17 protein-coding genes and 1 pseudogene are annotated in these 17,216 nt (G+C 65.1%); 6 read left to right on the top strand and 12 right to left on the bottom strand.

The window, feature by feature from the left end:
- Positions 1 to 35: 35 nt before the first annotated feature.
- A pseudogene (locus RFM41_RS34220) lies at positions 36 to 136 on the bottom strand (low affinity iron permease family protein); the annotation flags it as partial.
- Between the two features lie 355 nt (positions 137 to 491).
- Here RFM41_RS34220 and RFM41_RS25290 point away from each other — a divergent pair.
- Entirely contained in the window at positions 492 to 686 is a 195-nt protein-coding gene (locus RFM41_RS25290; RefSeq protein ID WP_320251963.1) for a hypothetical protein, read from the top strand.
- A gap of 140 nt (positions 687 to 826) precedes the next feature.
- A complete protein-coding gene (locus RFM41_RS25285; RefSeq protein ID WP_320251961.1) occupies positions 827 to 1,135 on the top strand; it encodes a hypothetical protein in 309 nt (102 codons plus the stop codon).
- Positions 1,136 to 1,145: 10 nt separating this feature from the next.
- Here the strand turns inward: RFM41_RS25285 and RFM41_RS25280 are convergent, their stop codons facing one another.
- Positions 1,146 to 1,406 (bottom strand): hypothetical protein, encoded by a 261-nt coding sequence (locus RFM41_RS25280; RefSeq protein ID WP_320252006.1) that lies wholly within the window; start codon positions 1,404 to 1,406, stop codon positions 1,146 to 1,148.
- Here RFM41_RS25280 and RFM41_RS25275 point away from each other — a divergent pair.
- Entirely contained in the window at positions 1,312 to 2,682 is a 1,371-nt protein-coding gene (locus RFM41_RS25275; protein WP_430691560.1) for an NfeD family protein, read from the top strand. The genes RFM41_RS25280 and RFM41_RS25275 overlap by 95 nt on opposite strands.
- On the top strand, positions 2,679 to 3,437 hold the full coding sequence (locus RFM41_RS25270) for a slipin family protein (protein ID WP_320251956.1): 759 nt from the start codon (positions 2,679 to 2,681) through the stop codon (positions 3,435 to 3,437). The genes RFM41_RS25275 and RFM41_RS25270 overlap by 4 nt, the downstream gene beginning before the upstream one ends.
- Before the next feature lie 38 nt (positions 3,438 to 3,475).
- Here RFM41_RS25270 and RFM41_RS25265 read toward each other — a convergent pair whose 3' ends face one another.
- The 4 genes from RFM41_RS25265 to RFM41_RS25250 form a co-directional block, all read right to left on the bottom strand.
- Positions 3,476 to 3,979: a hypothetical protein gene (locus tag RFM41_RS25265; protein ID WP_320251954.1), complete on the bottom strand. Its 504-nt coding sequence runs from the start codon at positions 3,977 to 3,979 to the stop codon at positions 3,476 to 3,478.
- A 130-nt stretch (positions 3,980 to 4,109) separates the two neighbouring features.
- Complete coding sequence (locus RFM41_RS25260) at positions 4,110 to 4,487, bottom strand: VOC family protein (RefSeq protein WP_320251952.1); 378 nt, start codon at positions 4,485 to 4,487, stop codon at positions 4,110 to 4,112.
- A 41-nt stretch (positions 4,488 to 4,528) separates the two neighbouring features.
- Positions 4,529 to 4,738, bottom strand: a complete 210-nt coding sequence (locus RFM41_RS25255; protein WP_320251950.1) for a hypothetical protein — start codon at positions 4,736 to 4,738, stop codon at positions 4,529 to 4,531.
- A gap of 234 nt (positions 4,739 to 4,972) precedes the next feature.
- The gene (locus RFM41_RS25250) at positions 4,973 to 5,902 is read right to left on the bottom strand and encodes a LysR family transcriptional regulator (protein ID WP_320251948.1); all 930 of its coding nucleotides are present in this window, start codon (positions 5,900 to 5,902) and stop codon (positions 4,973 to 4,975) included.
- Between the two features lie 98 nt (positions 5,903 to 6,000).
- Between RFM41_RS25250 and RFM41_RS25245 the strand changes: the two genes are divergently transcribed.
- A complete protein-coding gene (locus RFM41_RS25245; RefSeq protein WP_320251945.1) occupies positions 6,001 to 7,011 on the top strand; it encodes a zinc-dependent alcohol dehydrogenase family protein in 1,011 nt (336 codons plus the stop codon).
- Between the two features lie 192 nt (positions 7,012 to 7,203).
- Here RFM41_RS25245 and RFM41_RS25240 read toward each other — a convergent pair whose 3' ends face one another.
- From RFM41_RS25240 to RFM41_RS25230, 3 genes are read right to left on the bottom strand one after another with little or no spacing between them, the layout of a single operon-like run.
- A complete protein-coding gene (locus RFM41_RS25240; RefSeq protein ID WP_320251942.1) occupies positions 7,204 to 9,498 on the bottom strand; it encodes a xanthine dehydrogenase family protein molybdopterin-binding subunit in 2,295 nt (764 codons plus the stop codon).
- Positions 9,495 to 10,478 (bottom strand): FAD binding domain-containing protein, encoded by a 984-nt coding sequence (locus RFM41_RS25235; protein WP_320251939.1) that lies wholly within the window; start codon positions 10,476 to 10,478, stop codon positions 9,495 to 9,497. The genes RFM41_RS25240 and RFM41_RS25235 overlap by 4 nt, the downstream gene beginning before the upstream one ends.
- Complete coding sequence (locus tag RFM41_RS25230) at positions 10,475 to 10,924, bottom strand: (2Fe-2S)-binding protein (protein ID WP_320252004.1); 450 nt, start codon at positions 10,922 to 10,924, stop codon at positions 10,475 to 10,477. Before RFM41_RS25230 ends, RFM41_RS25235 begins: the two co-directional genes overlap by 4 nt.
- A 509-nt stretch (positions 10,925 to 11,433) precedes the next feature.
- Here RFM41_RS25230 and RFM41_RS25225 point away from each other — a divergent pair.
- Positions 11,434 to 12,030, top strand: coding sequence for a TetR/AcrR family transcriptional regulator (locus RFM41_RS25225; protein WP_320252002.1), 597 nt, complete (start codon positions 11,434 to 11,436; stop codon positions 12,028 to 12,030).
- Positions 12,031 to 12,070: 40 nt separating this feature from the next.
- Here RFM41_RS25225 and RFM41_RS25220 read toward each other — a convergent pair whose 3' ends face one another.
- Genes RFM41_RS25220 through RFM41_RS25210 form a run of 3 tightly spaced genes read right to left on the bottom strand, consistent with a single transcriptional unit; the run spans position 12,071 to position 17,127 of the window.
- Positions 12,071 to 12,451 (bottom strand): response regulator, encoded by a 381-nt coding sequence (locus tag RFM41_RS25220; protein ID WP_320251938.1) that lies wholly within the window; start codon positions 12,449 to 12,451, stop codon positions 12,071 to 12,073.
- Between the two features lie 16 nt (positions 12,452 to 12,467).
- The gene (locus RFM41_RS25215) at positions 12,468 to 16,064 is read right to left on the bottom strand and encodes a CheR family methyltransferase (RefSeq protein WP_320251936.1); all 3,597 of its coding nucleotides are present in this window, start codon (positions 16,062 to 16,064) and stop codon (positions 12,468 to 12,470) included.
- Positions 16,018 to 17,127, bottom strand: a complete 1,110-nt coding sequence (locus RFM41_RS25210) for a chemotaxis protein CheB (protein ID WP_320251934.1) — start codon at positions 17,125 to 17,127, stop codon at positions 16,018 to 16,020. The genes RFM41_RS25215 and RFM41_RS25210 overlap by 47 nt, the downstream gene beginning before the upstream one ends.
- Positions 17,128 to 17,216 lie beyond the last annotated feature (89 nt).

The following is a 17,216-nucleotide window of genomic DNA, read 5'->3' as shown; positions in this document are numbered from 1 at the left end:
CGCAAGGCGCTCGGCTCCGGCGATGATGATCGTCGCACCGTTAGGGCATAAGTCACCGCATTGGTCAGGCCGAACGGCACCAGGGTGCTGGCGACCATAGCAACGACCGTTGCGTAGAAGCCGGCGGGCATGACAGGAAATCGCTGGCGCGAAAGAGAAGGCGGTTTCATCGCCGTCTACCCAAGCAATAACCCGGCTATCAGCACGGTGAGCAGCATCGAGGCCGGCACAGCGAGAAGCCAGCGCGCCTCCAGAACACTGTTGCGGTCGTCGTTCATGTCCGTTGCTCCATTTGGCAGCCGTGATGCTGCGGAATCGATGTCGGCAAACGAGGGCGGAAGGCCTTCGTTCCGCCGATCAGGCGACGGTCGGAAGGCCGTATCGGACTGAAGTCGGACAGAGCTCTGAGGAGGGCCGAGCGCGGCAACCAAAGCCGCCGCTTCGCATTGGCAAACGCGCGAATTTTCTGGAGCCGCCGATAGGGAGCCGACATGAGCCTCGATAGATCTATAGACGATGCTGAAGACCAGCCATACGAGCCCACGTTCTTTGCCAGCAAATACGGCCTGCCGACACGGCTTGCCAAGACGATAATCGACGCGAATGGCGGGGGACGGCGTGCCTGCGACGCCGCGGCCACGACCTACCTCAGATATGTCGCGCTTCGGCGCCAGCAGGGTCGCTGAGCCATGCCGCCCGCTGCACCGGCCGAGCCTTTGCTTCCTCCGTCCTGGCCTCGCGCCGGCACGCGGACAAGGCCGGAACCAAAGCGGTGGAAAGCTGTTTATCCGGCGAAGGGACGATTCAGGAATTGAGGAATAGAGCAATGAAAACAGTGCTTCTTGCGGCCCTGGCGCTCTGCGTCGCCGCACCCGCCGTCGCTTCGGCGGCCGAGGCCGATGTCGTCATCAGGACGCATCACAGGCACCACTATCACCACCGCCCGGCGTTCATCATAAATGACGAGGGCCACCGCCTGCACCACCGCCATCACGGCACCGTCGCCTTCTATGACAATGGCGAGCGCGGCTGGCGTCACCGCCACCACCGCCGTGACGACTCCGTGGTCGTCACGAGTTCGATCCACCGGCATCATCACCGCCCGGTCGTCGTTGAGGGCGGCTCCGATTACTGATTTTTGATTTTTAGCAGCCCGGCCCGTGCGCAGTGTCGCACGGGCCGGGCGGAAAGCGGTTGCGACGATCGGCAAAAGCGCTGGAGCGCGTGATCTCCGCTCGAGTGGTCTTCAACGCCCATTGGAGTTCGCCGCGATACAACCCATATTTGAGCCATGGAGCTTTGAGCGTGAGCATGGCGCGGGTTTTCGCCGCTGCTCTCATGGCCGCGGCCGTCGTTTCTCCCTTCTCCTCCGCCGGGAGCGGGAAGGTTGCGTTGAGCGTCGCCATCGACGGCGCCATCGGGCCGGCGAGCGCCAGGCAGCTTGAGGAAGCGCTCGGCACCGCCGCCAAGCGCGATGCCGCGGTCCTGATCCTTCAGCTCAATACGCCGGGCGGCCTGGTCACCTCGATGCGCGAGATGATCGCCGGCATCCTGGCGTCGCCCGTGCCCGTCATCGGCTATGTCGCGCCCCCCGGCGGCCATGCGGCCAGCGCCGGCACCTACATCCTCTACGCCACCCACGTTGCGGCGATGGCGCCCGGCACCAATCTCGGCGCCGCGACGCCGATCGAGATCGGCGGGCTGCCCTCGCTGCCCGGCGGCGAGAAGGACAATGGCCCGGGCAAGGACGGAAAGGACGCCACCGGACGGCCGCCCGGCGATGCGGAGATGGCCAAGGTCACCAATGACGCGGTCGCGCTCATCCGTTCGCTCGCCGAGATGCGCGGGCGCAATGGCGACTGGGGCGAGAAGGCGGTGCGCGAGGCGGCGAGCCTGTCGGCCAACGCCGCCCTGCAGGAACATGTCATCGACTTCGTCGCCCGCGACACCGCCGAGCTTCTGCAGCTTGCCGACGGGCGCACCGTCGAGGTGGCCGGCAGGAAAGAGGTGCTGGCGACCAAAGGGCTGCCGGTCGAGACGCTTGAGCCAGGCTGGTTCATCCGGCTGCTGGCTGTCATCACCGACCCGAACACCGCAATCATCCTGATGCTGGTCGGCGTCTATGGCCTCGTCTTCGAGTTCACCAGCCCGGGCGCGGTGGCGCCGGGGGTCATCGGCACCATTTGCCTGGTGCTCGGACTCTATGCGCTGAACCTCTTGCCGATCAACTATACCGGTCTCGCGCTGATGCTGCTGGGCGTCGCCTTCCTGATCATCGAGGCCTTCAACCCCACCGTGGTGCTTGGATTGGGCGGCGTCGCCGCCTTCGTGCTCGGCTCGGCCATGCTGCTCAAGGTCGAAGGGCCGGGCTTTGCCATGTCGTGGGCGGTCATCGGCCCGGCGGCCGCGCTGACGCTCGGGCTGGCGCTGCTCACCGGCACCTATGTCTGGGCGGCGCGCAAGAACCCGCCGCGCGTCGGCGGCGAGGCCATGCGCGGCCTTCCCGTCGAGATCCTCGACTGGCAGGGCGGCGAAGGGCACGTGCTGGCTTTTGGCGAGCGCTGGCGGGCGAAGGCAGGCGAGCCAATGCAGCCCGGCGACCACGTCGAGGTGACTGATGTCAGCGACCTCGTGCTGACGGTGCGGCGTCGCGATGCAGGCAACAACGGAGCAATAAAATGATGGTCGGTTATGTGGCCTATCTCATCATTGCGGTGGCCGTGCTCATGTTCCTGGCGGCGGCGATCCGTATCCTCAGGGAATATGAGCGCGGCGTGGTCTTCACGCTCGGCCGCTTCACCGGGGTCAAGGGCCCCGGGCTGATCATCCTCGTCCCCTTCGTTCAGCAGATGGTGCGGGTCGACCTGCGCGTGGTGGTGCAGGATGTGCCGCCGCAGGATGTGATCTCGCGCGACAATGTCTCGGTCAAAGTCAACGCCGTGCTCTATTTCCGCATCGTCGACGCCGAGCGGGCGATCATCCAGGTGGAGGATTTCATGGCCGCCACCAACCAGCTGGCGCAGACCACGCTGCGCTCGGTGCTCGGCAAGCACGAGCTCGACGAGATGCTGGCCGAGCGCGACAAGCTCAACAGCGACATCCAGGAGATACTCGACCAGCGCACCGATGCCTGGGGCATCAAGGTTTCCAATGTCGAGATCAAGCATGTCGACCTCAACGAGAGCATGATCCGCGCCATCGCCAAGCAGGCCGAGGCCGAGCGGCTGCGCCGCGCCAAGGTGATCAACGCCGACGGTGAGCAGCAGGCAGCAGCGAAGCTGGTCGAGGCCGGTCGCATGCTGGCGACCGAGCCGCAGGCCATGCAGTTGCGCTATTTCGAGGCCCTGCACGACATCGCCGGCGAGCGTTCGTCGACGGTGGTGTTCCCCCTGCCGATGGAACTGCTCGGGCAGTTCATGAAAGCACAGGGCAAGTGAAGGCGCTATTCTCCCCTCGAGGGGATTTGCGTCACGCTTCAATCCGCCTCGCCGCCGGAACCCTTGCCGCACTCGGCCAACACCTTGCCGATCGCCGCGCCGGAGCCTTTAAGCGGAAAACTCATCTCACCATATTTGTCGGCGGAAACCGCCACCTCGCCCTTGCCGCGCAAGAGCGCCAGCAACGGGTCGGCCGGGCCGGATAGCTCGGTCGTGAAGTAATTGTACATTGCCTCGAGCTCGAGTTTTTTGGTCAGGCTCTTGCCGCCGGCCTTGAAGGCGAAGTTCGCACTAATGCCGGGCTCGAGCTGCCCGCCGGCGGTGCCGAGATCGTAGCTCAGCACCGGCTTGCCGAAACAGGCGAGCATCAGATGCGCGTCACCCTTTGGCCCGCCGCAGACCGAGGCCGTCATCACGCTGCCTCCTTCGTCCTCCTCCATCTTGGCGGACCAGGTGCAGGATGCGGCATGGGCGGACAAGGTGGTGAGCAGCGCGGCGATGACGGATATCGCGGCGGCGCATTTGGGCAGTTTGGTCCGCATAATCTTTCCCCCAATGAGCTGTCGCTCGGATCATACAGAACAAGCAGGCGCATCGCAGCTGGGAGATTTGCGAAGTTACGGCCAATCTCCCCGCAACGGAGGAGATTATTCACCCCGCCGGTTTCGCCAATTATCGGGCCGGCTGGAACAGTTCCACCAGATTGCCCGAAGGATCGACCAGCAAAATCTGCTTGCCGCCTGGACCCGTCACGATTTCATTGCGGAAGGAGAGGCCCGCAGCGCGCAGCCGGACAACCTCCGCGGCAAGGTCCTCGACAATCAGATGGATGCGGTTCCAGCCTCCAGGACCTGGCCGCTCGCCATCGGGCATCGGCCTTCCCGCTGAACTGGTCGGGCCACTGAGCAGCAGACGAAGCGCTCCCCTCGTGACATCCGCGAAGGCCGGCGCATGGTTGGAAAGCGGCGTGAAACCGAGGTGTTTCGTGTACCAGGCCACGGCCTCATCGACGTCGTTGACCATGTATCGGACATTTACAGTCGTGGACATCGCCTTGCCTCTTCCGTGAACGGCGAAGCAGCCTAGCCTGCTTACCGCCAGGCTGCCTCATTCTTCTGCTCATAATCCCTGAAAGCCTTGATCAGGCCGCCCAGGACCTCCGCCGACGTTTCAAACATTGCCTTCAACTGGGGCTCATCCACCTTTGTGATGTCTTCCCGGAGGTGGTCTTGAATCTCCCGGAATGCTTTCTGCATTTTCTGCGTGTGGTGCCGCGGATCGCGGTCGTTTGCGCTTGCCATTGTCCATCTCCATTCGTGGACTGCTTTGTTGCCAACGCGGGCGGTGCTGGCGGGTTCCGTCCCGGCCCGGCCGTTTGAGGTTCGATCGGGCGTCGAGAGAAGAGCGAAGCTGGCGAACCCAGGGACGACGGATCTCCCCGCAAGCGAGCGCACAGCAGCAAATACCTCACCCTCTTCCTCGTCGTGCGGAACACCGCATTGTTATCGCAGGCGCGAACACCAGCTATCTCGCCTTCACTTTCGCCATGGCGGTTCCGGCGCGAAGCGCTTGCCGATCCAGTCGGCGAAGGCACGGGCCTTGGCGGCCTGGCCCTTGGCCGAGGGCATGACCACATAGACCGCGCCCTCGTCGGCCAGTGTCCAGCCCTCCAGGATCGGCACAAGGCGGCCATCGGCGAGCTCGCGACCGACCAGCCAGTCGGTGCTCATCATCAGGCCGACGCCCTGTACTGCGGCCTCGACCAGCACCTCGGCGTCGTCGCTGACCAGCGGGCCCGAAACCTCGACACGCGCGCGCCGGCCCTCGCGGTCGGTCATCTCCCATGCCGGAAACGTCTGGAAGCCGGAGAAGCCGAGGCAGGCATGCTCGAGCAGCGCCTGCGGCGTTTCCGGCCTGCCTCTGCGGGCGAGGTAGGAAGGCGCCGCGCAAAGCAGGCGGCGCCGCGTCGCCACCTTGCGCGCCACCAGTCGCGAATCCTCCAGGCTGCCCAGCCGCACCGCGACGTCGAAATTCTCGGCGACGAGATCGGCGAAACGGTTGGAGAATTCCGCCTCGATGCGCACATCCGGGAACTCGGCAAGGAACTGCGGCAGGAACGGGGCTATCCACATGCGCCCGAACGTGCCGGGCAGCGCCAGTCTCAGCAGCCCGCGCGGCCGGCCCCCGGCATGCGCGGCGGCGGCCGCTTCCGCCTCGTCGACCGAGGCCAGGATGGCGCGGACGCGCAACAGGAATTCCGCGCCCGCCTCGGTCAGTGATACGCTGCGCGTCGTGCGGTGCAGCAGCCGCACCCCCAGCCGCTCTTCCAGCGATTGCAGGCGGCGCGACAGGATGGTCGCGTCGCGCCCAACTATCGCCGCCGCCCTGGTGAAGGAGCGCGCCTCGGCGACGGCTGCGAAGGCCGCCATTTCGGCAAGGGCCGAGGGTTCAACTGATTGCTGCATAGTTTGCAATACTCAAATGCAAAATCAAACAATTATCGAGGAATAGCGCAGCAGCTAGGTTCGCTCAACCATCAATCGACCGCCCACGGAGTTAACCCATGAAAGCCATCGAACTCAGCCAGCCGAGGCTGGACGCCTTCCGCGCCGCCAGCGTCGCCACCCCCGAACCGCAACGCGGCGAGGTGCTCATCCGCCAGCGCGCGGCGAGCTTGAATTTCGTCGATGTTGCTGTGGCGAGCGGCAACTACCCAGGACCGGTCTTTCCGCTCATTCCGGTTGCCGACGGCGCCGGCGAGATTGTCTTGCTGGGCGAGGGTGTGACAGGGTTCAGCACGGGCGATCGCGTCGTCGCCCACGCCAAGCCGCGCTGGATCGGCGGCCGGCCGCGTCCCTACGAGATGACGCAGATGCGTGGCATCTCATTGCCAGGGTCGCTTGCCGAATATGTCGCGCTGCCGGCCAATTCCATTGTGCCGATCCCGGCCAATCTTTCCTTCGAGGCGGCCTCGACCTTGCCGATCGCCGGCACCACCGCCTGGAACGCGCTTCGCATCGCCAATGTCGGGCCGGGCTCAGTGGTGGTGCTGCTCGGCACCGGCGGCGTCTCGATCTTCACGCTGCAACTCGCCAAGGCGGCCGGGGCCACCGTCATCATCACTTCGTCTTCGGATGAGAAGCTGGAGCGGGCCAAGGCGCTCGGCGCCGATCACCTTATCAACTACCGCGCGACGTCGGACTGGGACGGCAAGGTGTTGGAACTGACCGATGGCCTCGGCGCCGACCTTGTCGTCGAGACCGGCGGTACCGCCACCTTTGCCCGTGCGGTGAACGCCACCGCGCCCGGCGGCACGCTGTTCACCATCGGCTTCGTCACCGGCGCCGAGGCAACGGTCAACCTGTTGCCGATCATCATCAAGGCGCTGAAGGTTGTGGGCAACAACACCGGATCGGTGTCCGACCTCAAAGACGCCGCCCGCGCCATCGGCGCTGCCCGTATCGAGCCGGTTGTCGACAAGGTGTTTTCGCAGAACGAGGCGACCGAGGCCTACACCCATATGGCCGCGGGCGGCCTGCATTTCGGCAAGCTGGTGTTCGGGTTGGATTGGTAGGAGAGGCAGGTGTGGCGCCGAAACTGCTAATCTCCCCCTCAAGGGGAGATGCCCGGTAGGGCAGAGGGGGTCGTCTCACATGGAGCGGCAGCGTTGTCTCTCGTCGAGCGGGGCGTCGGCGCTCCACGCGCGGCAACCCCCTCTGTCGCCTTCGGCGACATCTCCCCCTCAAGGGGGGAGATTAGGCCACCCTCAGATCAACTTCTCCAAGGTAATCGGCAGGTCCCGCACTCTTTTCCCCGTTGCGTGGAACACAGCGTTGGCGATTGCCGGCGCGATGCCGACGATCGCGAGTTCTCCCACGCCCTTGCCGCCGAGGGCGGAGGAGTGTGGGTCGGGGATGCCGACCGAGATCGTCTGGATATCGGGAATGTCGGCATTGGTCGGCAGCATGTAGTCGGCGAAATTGCCGTTGACGATGCGGCCGTGGCGGCGGTCGACGATGCCTTCCTCGAGCAGCGCCTGGCCGATGCCCATGATGATGCCGCCCTTCCACTGGCTCTCCGCCAGCTTGGGGTTATAGAGCCGGCCGGAGTCCAGCGCCGACACCACGCGCGACACCCGCACTGTGCCGAAATCCTCATCCACCCGCACCTCGACGAAATGCGCGCACCAGGAATGACGCGAATACTCGCCCTCGGTGTGCGGGATCGACATGGCGATGGTGGTGTAGTTGTTGTAGCGCTCCTCCGGCGTCGTGCTGGCCGGCAGGGTGTCGCCCTTGGCCTCGATCCGGTCGCGGCCAACGGCGCTCATGAGTTCGGCGATCGACAGGTCCGGTCCTTCGCCGCGTGGCGATGCGATGCGGCCGTCCCGCACTTGCAGCGTGTTCGCCTGCAGCTTCTGGAAGGGCGAGCGCGGGTTGGACAGCGCCAGCCCGATCAGTTCGTCCAGCGCCTGGCCCGCCGCCTTGTGCACGGCGCCGGTCATGACGCCAGCAAGCCGCGAGCCGCCGGTGACGCCGGCGCGGGCGAAATGCGAGTCGCCGAGCTTCACCGACACTTGCTCCACTGGCACGCCGAGCGTTTCGGCGGCGGTCTGCGCCAGGATCGTATAGGTACCCTGGCCCATGTCGATGGAGGAGCTTTCGACCTCGACCGTGCCGTCGGCGAGGATCTTCACCACCGCCTCGCCATGGGCGCGCCGCACCGGATAGGTGCCAGCCGCCACGCCCCAGCCGATGAGCTGGCGGCCGTCGCGCATCGAACGGGGTTGAGGTGAGCGCCTGGCCCAGCCGAAGGCTTCCGCTCCTGCTGCGAATGCCTCGCGCAGCTGCCGTGTCGACCAGGCCTTCTTCGCGTGCGGATCCTGTTCGGCATAGTTGATCAGCCGCATCTCCAGTGGATCGATGCCGAGCTCATGGGCAAGCTCGTCGATCGCGCATTCGATGCCGAAGGCGCTCGGGTTCTCGCCCGGCGCGCGTTTTGCTCCCGGCACCACAGTGTTCACCCGCACCACATTCTGCTTCGAGGAGAAATTCGGCGTGGCGTACATGATCGAGGTGACGGAGCCGAGCGGCTCGACCCACATGCCGTCGACCGCGGTTTCGTTGACGCCGCGATGGACGATCGACTGGATCCTGCCATCCCTGTCGGCGCCGATCGCAACGGTCTGCCGCGTCGCGGCGCGGCCGCCATAGGACGTGAAATTCTGCGGGCGGTTGAGCACCAGCTTCACGGGCCGCCCCAGCATCCTTGCGGCAGCCGCTGCCACCGCGCTGTGCGCGAGGGCGAGGGCCTTCGAGCCGAAGCCACCGCCGATATAGGGCGACACCAGCCGCACATTCTCGAAGGGGATGCCGAACCATTCGGCATAGGTGCGCGCCATGCCGTCGAGCCACTGGCTCGGCTCCCAGACGGTCAGCTCGTCGCCTTCCCAGCTCGCGATCAGCCCATGCGGCTCCATCGCCGCCTGGAACTCACGTGGCGTGTTGTAAGCCGCGCAGATGCGCACCGGCGCCGCGGCGAAGGCGGCCTGCGCGTCGCCCCATTCCTTGGTCATGGCGTCGATCGGGATGCCGTCGCCGGCCTTGCCGTCGCTCAGGTCGACGATCGCCGGGATTTCATCATACCAGACCTTGACCAACGCGACCGCCGCCACCGCCTGCTCGAACGTCTCGGCCACCACGGCCGCGACATGCTGGCCGGAAAAGGTGACCTCGCGCACGAGCGGCGAGAAAGTTGGCTGCGCCGGCGGGTTGCCGAACCAGTCCGAGGCGCCCCTCAGCTCCATGATCGTGTCCGGCGTCAGCACGGCGAGCACGCCGGGCGCCGTGTCGGCCGCGCGTGTGTCGATTGCCGTCACCTTGCCCGCGGCGATGGTTGCGCCGACCAGCACCGCATGCGTCAGCCCTTCGAGCTGCTGCTCGACCGCGTAATGCGCCGCGCCTGTGATCTTGGCCGGACCGTCGACGCGCGACAGGCGTCCACCGACGGCTTCGAGGCGCGCGCTGTCGGACGCGGCGTGTTTCATGTCATGAACGGTCATGCCGTCTCTCCCAGTTTGAGGATGGCGCGCGCGATCACGCGCGGTGCCAACGCAATCTTGTAGTGGTTCGCGCCATGGTCGACGGCGCCCTCCATGGCGAGTTCGCTCGCCTTGCGCACGATATCTTCGGACAGGGCCTTGCCTTTCAGTGCGTCCTCGACGGCCCGCGCTCGCCACGGCTTGGTGGCGACGCCACCGAGCGCGACGCGGATGTCGCGGACGGTGCGGCCGTCGCTTTCGAGATCCAGTCCGACAGCGGCGCTGGCCGCCGCGAACTCGTAGGACTGGCGGTCGCGGACTTTCAGATAGGTCGAGCGCCTGGCCGCGGCCGAGCCAGGGATTTTGACAGCGGTGATCATCTCGCCAGGGCGGATGTCGTGCTCCTGCTCGGCCGTAGCGCCAGGGGCCAGGAAGAAGTCCTCGACGTTGAGCTTGCGCTCGCCGAGATCGACCTCGGCGTCGAAGGCGACGAGCGCCACGGCGAGATCCCCTGGATAGGTGGCGATGCAGGCTTCGCTCACGCCGAGCACCGCATGGCCGCGCGTCACGCCGCCGATCGCCGAGCAGCCGCTGCCCGGCGCACGCTTGTTGCAGGCCGGGAAGTTGGCGGGATCGCGGAAATAGGGGCAGCGCGTGCGCTGCATCAGGTTGCCGCCGATGGTCGCCATGTTGCGCAGCTGCGCCGACGCAGCCTGCCAGAGCGCTTCCGACACAGCCGGAAAATAGCTTTTGATTTCAGCATTGTCGGCGACATGGCTCATCTTCGCCAGCGCGCCGACCAAAGCGCGGTCGGCGCTCACATCGATGGCGTTGAGCCCTTCGATATGGCTGATGTCAACGACAGTGGCGGGTTCGGCGACGCCGCATTTGGCGAGGTCGACGAGCGTCGTGCCGCCAGCGAGCAGCATGGCGCCGGGAAGGGCGGCCGCATTGCGCGCTGCCTCGATATTGTCGGCGCGAAGATAGGAAAAATCTCTCATGAGCGCAGCTCCTGTGCGGCCTGGCGGACGGCGGCGACGATGTTGGGATAGGCTCCGCAGCGGCACAGGTTCCCGGCCATATACTCGCGGATTTCCTCGTCGGAGCCGGCATGGCCTTCGCGGATGCAGGCCACCGCCGACATGATCTGTCCCGGCGTGCAATAGCCGCACTGGAAGGCGTCCTGTTCGAGGAAAGCGGCCTGCACGGCATTGAGAGTGCCGTTCTCGTCGGCAAGGCCCTCGATGGTGGTGATCGCGCGGCCTTCGACCTGGGCAGCCAAGGTCAGGCAGGCAAGCACGCGCTCGCCGTCGACATGCACGGTGCATGCGCCGCACTGGCCCTGGTCGCAGCCCTTCTTGGTGCCGGTGAGGTGAAGGCGGTCGCGCAGGGCGTCGAGCAGCGTCACGCGCGGCTCGATCTCGAGCGCATGGTCGCGGCCGTTGATGGTGAGATGGAGCGAAAGCGTGGTGGGACTGGGGGATGAGCCGTTGGTGGCGAGGCCATTCCTGAAATGGCCGTCTTCGGGAGGATCGATGATTGTCTGGATTTGACTTGTCATGGGGCGTCGGGCTCCGATTGCTGGACGCTAGGCGGATGGAAATGGGGCTTGGGAGGAGAGGGGCAAGGGAGGGCGAAGCCTAATCTCCCCTCTTGAGGGGGAGACGGCCGCGAAGCGGACAGAGGGGGTCGCCTCACGCAGAGCGCCAGCCTCGCCGGCCGTCGCGGAGGGCGTTGGCGCTTCACGCGCCAGGACCCCCTCTGTCGCCTTCGGCGACATCTCCCCCTCAAGGGGGGAGATTATGCGCTGGGTAAGTGACATACCGCTTCCCCTGGTTATATGATAAAAGCACTCCACTAAAGCGGAGGTGCCTCCGTTTATTTAACTGGGATCTGGCCAGTCATGGTTCAACCCCCCATATTGCATTGGTGGAGAAAAAAGTGCCCGACCAGGAAATGACCACCGAAGCGACGCGCGGCGCGTCGGCGCAAAAGCCGTTGCGCGCCGATGCCCAGCGCAACCGCGACAAGCTCGTCGAGGTGGCGGCGCAAATGTTTGCGAGCGACGGCGTCGACGCTTCGCTGGAGGAGATCGCCAGGAGGGCAGGGGTCGGCATCGGCACGCTCTACCGGCACTTCCCGACGCGTGAGCATCTGGTCGAAGTGGTCTACCGTCGCGAGGTGGAAGGCCTCTGCCACGCCGCCGGGGACCTGGCGCGCGAACATCCGGCCGATGTCGCGCTGGAACTCTGGATGCAGCGCTTCGTCGACTACATCGCCACCAAGCGAGGCCTTGCCACCAGCCTGCGGGTCCTGCTCACCACCAACTCGACGCTGTTCTCCGACACCTCCGGCCGCGTCTCGGCCGCTATGCGAAGCCTGATCGAGGCCGCCGCCGCCTCGGGAAAAATCCGCGCCGACGTCGACGCCTCCGATGTGATGCATGCGCTCGGCGGCATCTATTCGGCGCCGAACACGCCGGACTGGCGCGAGCGTTCGGGCAGGCTGGTGAAGCTCTTGATGGATGGCTTGAGGTTCGGGGCGAGGGGGTAGCGCCCCGCCTTCTCCCACAAGCGGGAGGAGAGCATGCAGCTCAATGCTTGTTGTTGCCGAAACGCGAAACTGCCTCGATGAGCTGTCTTGTCTCGACGGGCTTGGACAATCTCGGCGAATCCCGGAACTGATCCGGGAAGACCGTGGAACTGTCATAGCCGGTGAGGAAAACAAAGGGGACGTCGCGGGTTGCGAGGTGCTCGGCGAGCCGAAAGCTGCGTTCGCCATTCAGGTTGACGTCGAGCACCGCCCCATCCAACTCGACGCCGTCGATCTGTTCGAGCGCCTCATCAACGGAAGGCGCGGGACCGACGACATCGCATCCTGCGTCGGTCAATTCGTCGGAAAGATCGAGCGCAACCAGGAAAGCATCCTCGACGACGAGGATCCGCAAACCGGACAATGGGGCGCTCTTGTTCATGCGTTTTCATGCGTTGCTAGGCCAAGTGCTGGGGCAACAGATCGGAAGACTCCAGCTGAGGCAAGGAAACCTCGATCCGGCATTCCAGCCCGGAGGGCCTGAAGTTCAATTCAACGCTTCCTCCCAGCTCATATTCCAAACTCTGCTGGATGAAGGTTGTTCCGAAATTCCTGCGCGATGGCTCCTCGACGCGCGGACCGCCGATTTCCTTCCAGTTGATCGACAACACGCCCGGCTTTGCGAAGTGCCAGGAGACTTCGACGCGGCCGGTGTCCACGGAAAGGGCTCCGTATTTGGCGGCGTTGCTGGCAAGTTCGAAGAACACCATGCCGAGCGTCGCCGCCGAGGGCGCGTCGAGTTTGACCGACCGGCCGCGGATGATGAGGGCCTCGCGTTCCTCGCCGCTGAAAGGAGAGAACATCGCCCTGAGCAACTGTTCGAGGTCGGCATCGCCCCAATTATAGGACGACAGGACCTCATGCGTGCGGGCCATCGCGTGCAATCGCTCCTGGAAGGATGTCGAGAATTCGCCCATTGAGCTTGACGAGCGGATCATGCGCGAGGCGAGCGCCGTGATCGTTGCGAGGATGTTCTTCACACGGTGCTGCAGCTCATTCAGCAGTCTGTCCTGGCTGCGCTCCGCCTCCTTGTGGTTCGATATGTCGACCAGCGTCGCGATCGCCCCTCTGACCTTGCCGGATTCGTCGAACAGCGGGTTGGCCGAGATCATGACGTCGATGCTGGAGCCATCGTCATGCATGATCCGCGCCTCGTACGCGCGAACCGGCTTGGCGGTCCGCATGGCCTTCAGCAAGGGCTGGTCGTCCGTGTCCACCGCTGCACCGTTCACCATCAGCGGCAGCGCGGCCGGCACCGATATCAGCTTGCCGTCCGTGGCGCGCCGGCCGGCGAGTTCCGCCGCGCGGCGGTTGGCGCGGATCGCATCGCCATTGCCTCCCTCGGCAATGAAGATGCCGACCGGCACCAGGTCGAGCAGCGTCTCCAGGCTTTCGACACGGTTGCGCAGGTCATGCGAGAGCGCGCCGATCCTTTCCTCCGCCCGCGAGATCTGGGTGACGTCGCCAAAGGTGACGACCACGCCGGCGATGACATTGTCGACCGTGCGATAGGGCATCACGCGCATGATGTAGCGCCTGCCGCTTTCGGTGCCTTCGACCTGTCGCTCGATCGTGCCGAGGCGCCGCAGCACCTGCTCCACGTCGGTCTGCAGCCCGTCGGCGGGAAAGCGCGGGCGAACATGCGCGAGCGGCCGGCCCACGTCGCTTTCGACTAGCCTGAACAGGTCGCGGGCCGTCGGCGTGAAGCTCTTGATGCAGAGCTCGAGGTCGAGGAACACCGTTGCGATCTGCGTGCTTTCGAGCAAGTTCGCCATGTCATTGTTGGCGCGGCTGAGTTCATCTACCCGGATGTTGAGCTCGGCATTGACGGTCTGCAGTTCCTCGTTGATCGACTGCAGCTCTTCCTTTGAGGTCTCTAGTTCCTCGTTGGAGGATTGCAGCTCCTCGTTGATCGAGGACAGTTCCTCATTCGAGGATTTCAGCTCCTCGTTGGAGGATTCGAGCTCCTCTGTCGTGATCTGCAGCCTCTCCCTGGTTTCCCTCAACTCCTTTTCGAGCTGGCTGATATTGGCGCTTTCGACGTCGTCGGTCGTGTGGACCGACTCGTCCTCGGCGTCCGGCTTGATGCCGCCGACGTCACGGAACACCAGCATGTAGAGCGGATCGGTCGTGCCATCCGGCGGCAGTGGCTGCACGGCGAGGCTGATCGTCTGGCGCCCGCCATTGGTGCCTATGCTGATCTTGTTCTGGATCGTCGCCTGTCCGGTGCTGACGGCCTTGTGGAGCGCCGCCCGCAAATCCATGCGCAGGCCGCGCCTAGCCATTGAAAATACATTGTGGTCGGGAGCGCCTGCCGCGAGCTCCAGATATTTGCCGGTGCCGCCCGAGCTGTGCACCAGTTCGCCGGCGGCATTGACCACCACATAGGCCGGCGAATAGCGCTCGACGAGGAGCCGTTCCGCAACCTCCTGCAAAGTTGTCGTCGTCGTCCGCAGGCGCATGGGCGGGGTCGCCTGCCTGCCCGCGGCAGCGAGCGGGAATTCCGGCAGGCGCTGCGCGGCGACGCCGCTGCGCTTCTGGAAGATGCGGCTCGCCTTGTCGACGGTCGAAAACAGGCGCGCGTGGCGGGTGACGTTCTCCGACGATCCGAGAAAGAGATAGCCGTTGTTGCGCAGCGCGTAGTGGAAGATCGGGACAATCTTTTCCTGCAGTTCCGGACCCATGTAGATCAGGAGATTGCGGCAGGCGATCAGGTCGAGCTTGGAAAAGGGTGGGTCGCGCAGCAGGTTGTGCGTCGAGAACAGGCACATTTCCCGCATTTCGGCGGAAACACGATAGGTCCCGTCCTCGCGCGAGAAGAACTCCTTGAGGCGCTTCGGCGTCATGTCGGTCGCGATCGCCGCCGGATAGCGGCCGGCGCGCGCCACTTCCAGGGCACGCTCGTCGATGTCCGTGGCGAAGATCTGCAGGTTGGGCGAGGCAGCACCACGCGGCGCTGCCTCCTTGAGCAGCATGGCGATCGAATAGGCCTCCTCGCCCGTGGCGCAGCCCGGCACCCACACCCTGATCGCCTCGTCAGGCTTGCGGCCCTCGAAAAGCTTGGGGATGACCAGCCGTTCGAGGGTGTCGAGGGCCTGCGGATCGCGGAAGAAGCTCGTCACGCCGATGAGCAGGTCCTGGAACAGAAGATCCACCTGCTGCGGCTCCTCCCGCAGCCGCTCGTAGAAGGCAGCCGGGTCGTCGATCTGCAGCACCTGCATGCGCCGCTGGATACGCCGCAGGATGGTGTTGTCCTTGTAGCCGCTGAAGTCGTGGCCGGTGCGCGTGCGAAGCAGCGCCGCGATGCGCGAAAGCTGATCGGCCACATCGCGCTTGCGGCGGTCGCGCTCGCTTTCCGGGGGGTTGGCGTGGCGAAAATAGCCGACTAACCTGGCGGCCATCTCCTCCGCCGGAACCACCATGTCGACGAGGCCGCTCTGCACGGCGCTTCGCATCATGCCGTCATATTCGGCGCTTTCCTGGGCAAGCGTCAGCCCGCCGTGCTCCTTGATTGCCCTCAGCCCGATGGTGCCGTCGCTGCCGGTTCCGGAAAGAATGATACCTGCCGCATTCTCCGCCTGCTCCCGCGCCAGCGAGGTGAAGAAATCGTCGATCGGCGTCCGTCTGGCCCGCATGGTGGCCATCTTGGTCACGTGAAAACGCTGTTCCTTGATGGTCACCGAGGCGCCCGGAGGAATGACGTAGATATGGTCCGGCTCGATCTCCAGGCCCTCCGCCGCGGTCTTGGTCTCGATTGCGGTGCAACGCTGGATGATGCTTGCGAGCACGCTTTCGTGCTCGGCGTCGAGATGCTGGATCACAACATAGGCAAAGCCGCTGTCCGCCGCGGCTTCGGGAAAGAATTTCTGCAGCGCGCCGATACCGCCCGCGGACGCGCCGATGCCGATGATCGGGAAGGGCGTGGGTTGCTTCTCGGCCTCGCGCGAACTAGCCCTTGCCTTCCGTGTGCTTGTTTTCCTCGCCGACTGAGCCATTGCCTGTTACCTGAACCCGTCTGCTTTCGAGGATGCCCTCGATGAGAGCCGCATCCGCCTCGTATTCCGTGGCTCGCCTGCCGAATTCGGCGGCGAGTTTGGAGCGATCCCTCGTTCTCTCCCGCTCGGCCATGCGCCGGGCAAACCCCGCCCGCTGCTGATGGGATCGCAGCAGGCTCCACAAGATCTCGTCGGCCTCGATCGCCTGTGCCTCCATCACCGCTTCGGCCGTGAACGCGTGTCCGGTATGGCACCGATAGCGCAGCATGTCACCGTCCTCGATCTCCCACAGCGGCCCGTGGCATTCCGGGCATGTAAACACCGACAATTGCCCAAGTCGATCTTCATTTTTCATGGTCGAATGCTCCTGCGCGGCGACTGCTGCCTCCAATCTCACGCCTGGCGGCGCCGGCAAGGTTTCGCCGGCCGGCTGCGCCGTCAGCTTGGTCAGCAAAGCGCCGAGCTCGGCGGCGGGCAGGCAGTGGTCGACCTCCACGTAATGCAGCGCGCTTTCCACCATGGAAGGCACCAGCGTGTCCCTCGGATGCTGGACGACTGCAAGCCCGCCTACTGCCTTGATGGCCCTCAGGCCGGCGGTGCCGTCGGAAAGGGAGCCTGATAGCAGCACGCCGATGACACTTGCGCCAAAGCTCAGTGCCGCCGAGCGGAACAGCGGGTCTATCGCCGGCCGGGCAAGGTTTTCGCGCGGTCCGCGCCGCAGCATCATATGGTCGCCATGCAAGAGAAGATGGAAGCCGGGCGGCGCCACATAGATGTTGCCGGTCCTGACGCTCGCGCCATTCCTGGCGACCGAGGTCTTGAGCTTTGCCACGCTATCGAGGATTCCCGGCAGGTAGCTGACCGGGCCGACATGGAGCACGATGAACACGGCCGCTGGCAGACCGGCGGGCAGGTCGCTCACGATCGTCTTCAGCGGCTCGATCCCGCCTGCCGACGCGCCGATGACGATGATGCAGCGGTTGCGTGCCTGTGCCTGTGGCGAGCTTGTCTTAGTCTCGCGGGCAGGTGAGATTCCTTTTCGATCGTCGGCCATGGCACCCATGGGTTGCCCCCGGCTTAAGCATAAGTCGGCCAAGGGGGGCTCGGTTCCATTGGCGCGGAAGCATCATCGATTCGCATTCATCGAACCGC

It is taken from the genome of Mesorhizobium vachelliae (assembly GCF_033977325.1).
In the GTDB taxonomy this organism is placed as follows: Bacteria; Pseudomonadota; Alphaproteobacteria; order Rhizobiales; family Rhizobiaceae; genus Mesorhizobium; species Mesorhizobium vachelliae.
Note: the sequence above shows the minus strand (reverse complement) of the source record. Positions and strands in the feature narration are given on the sequence as shown.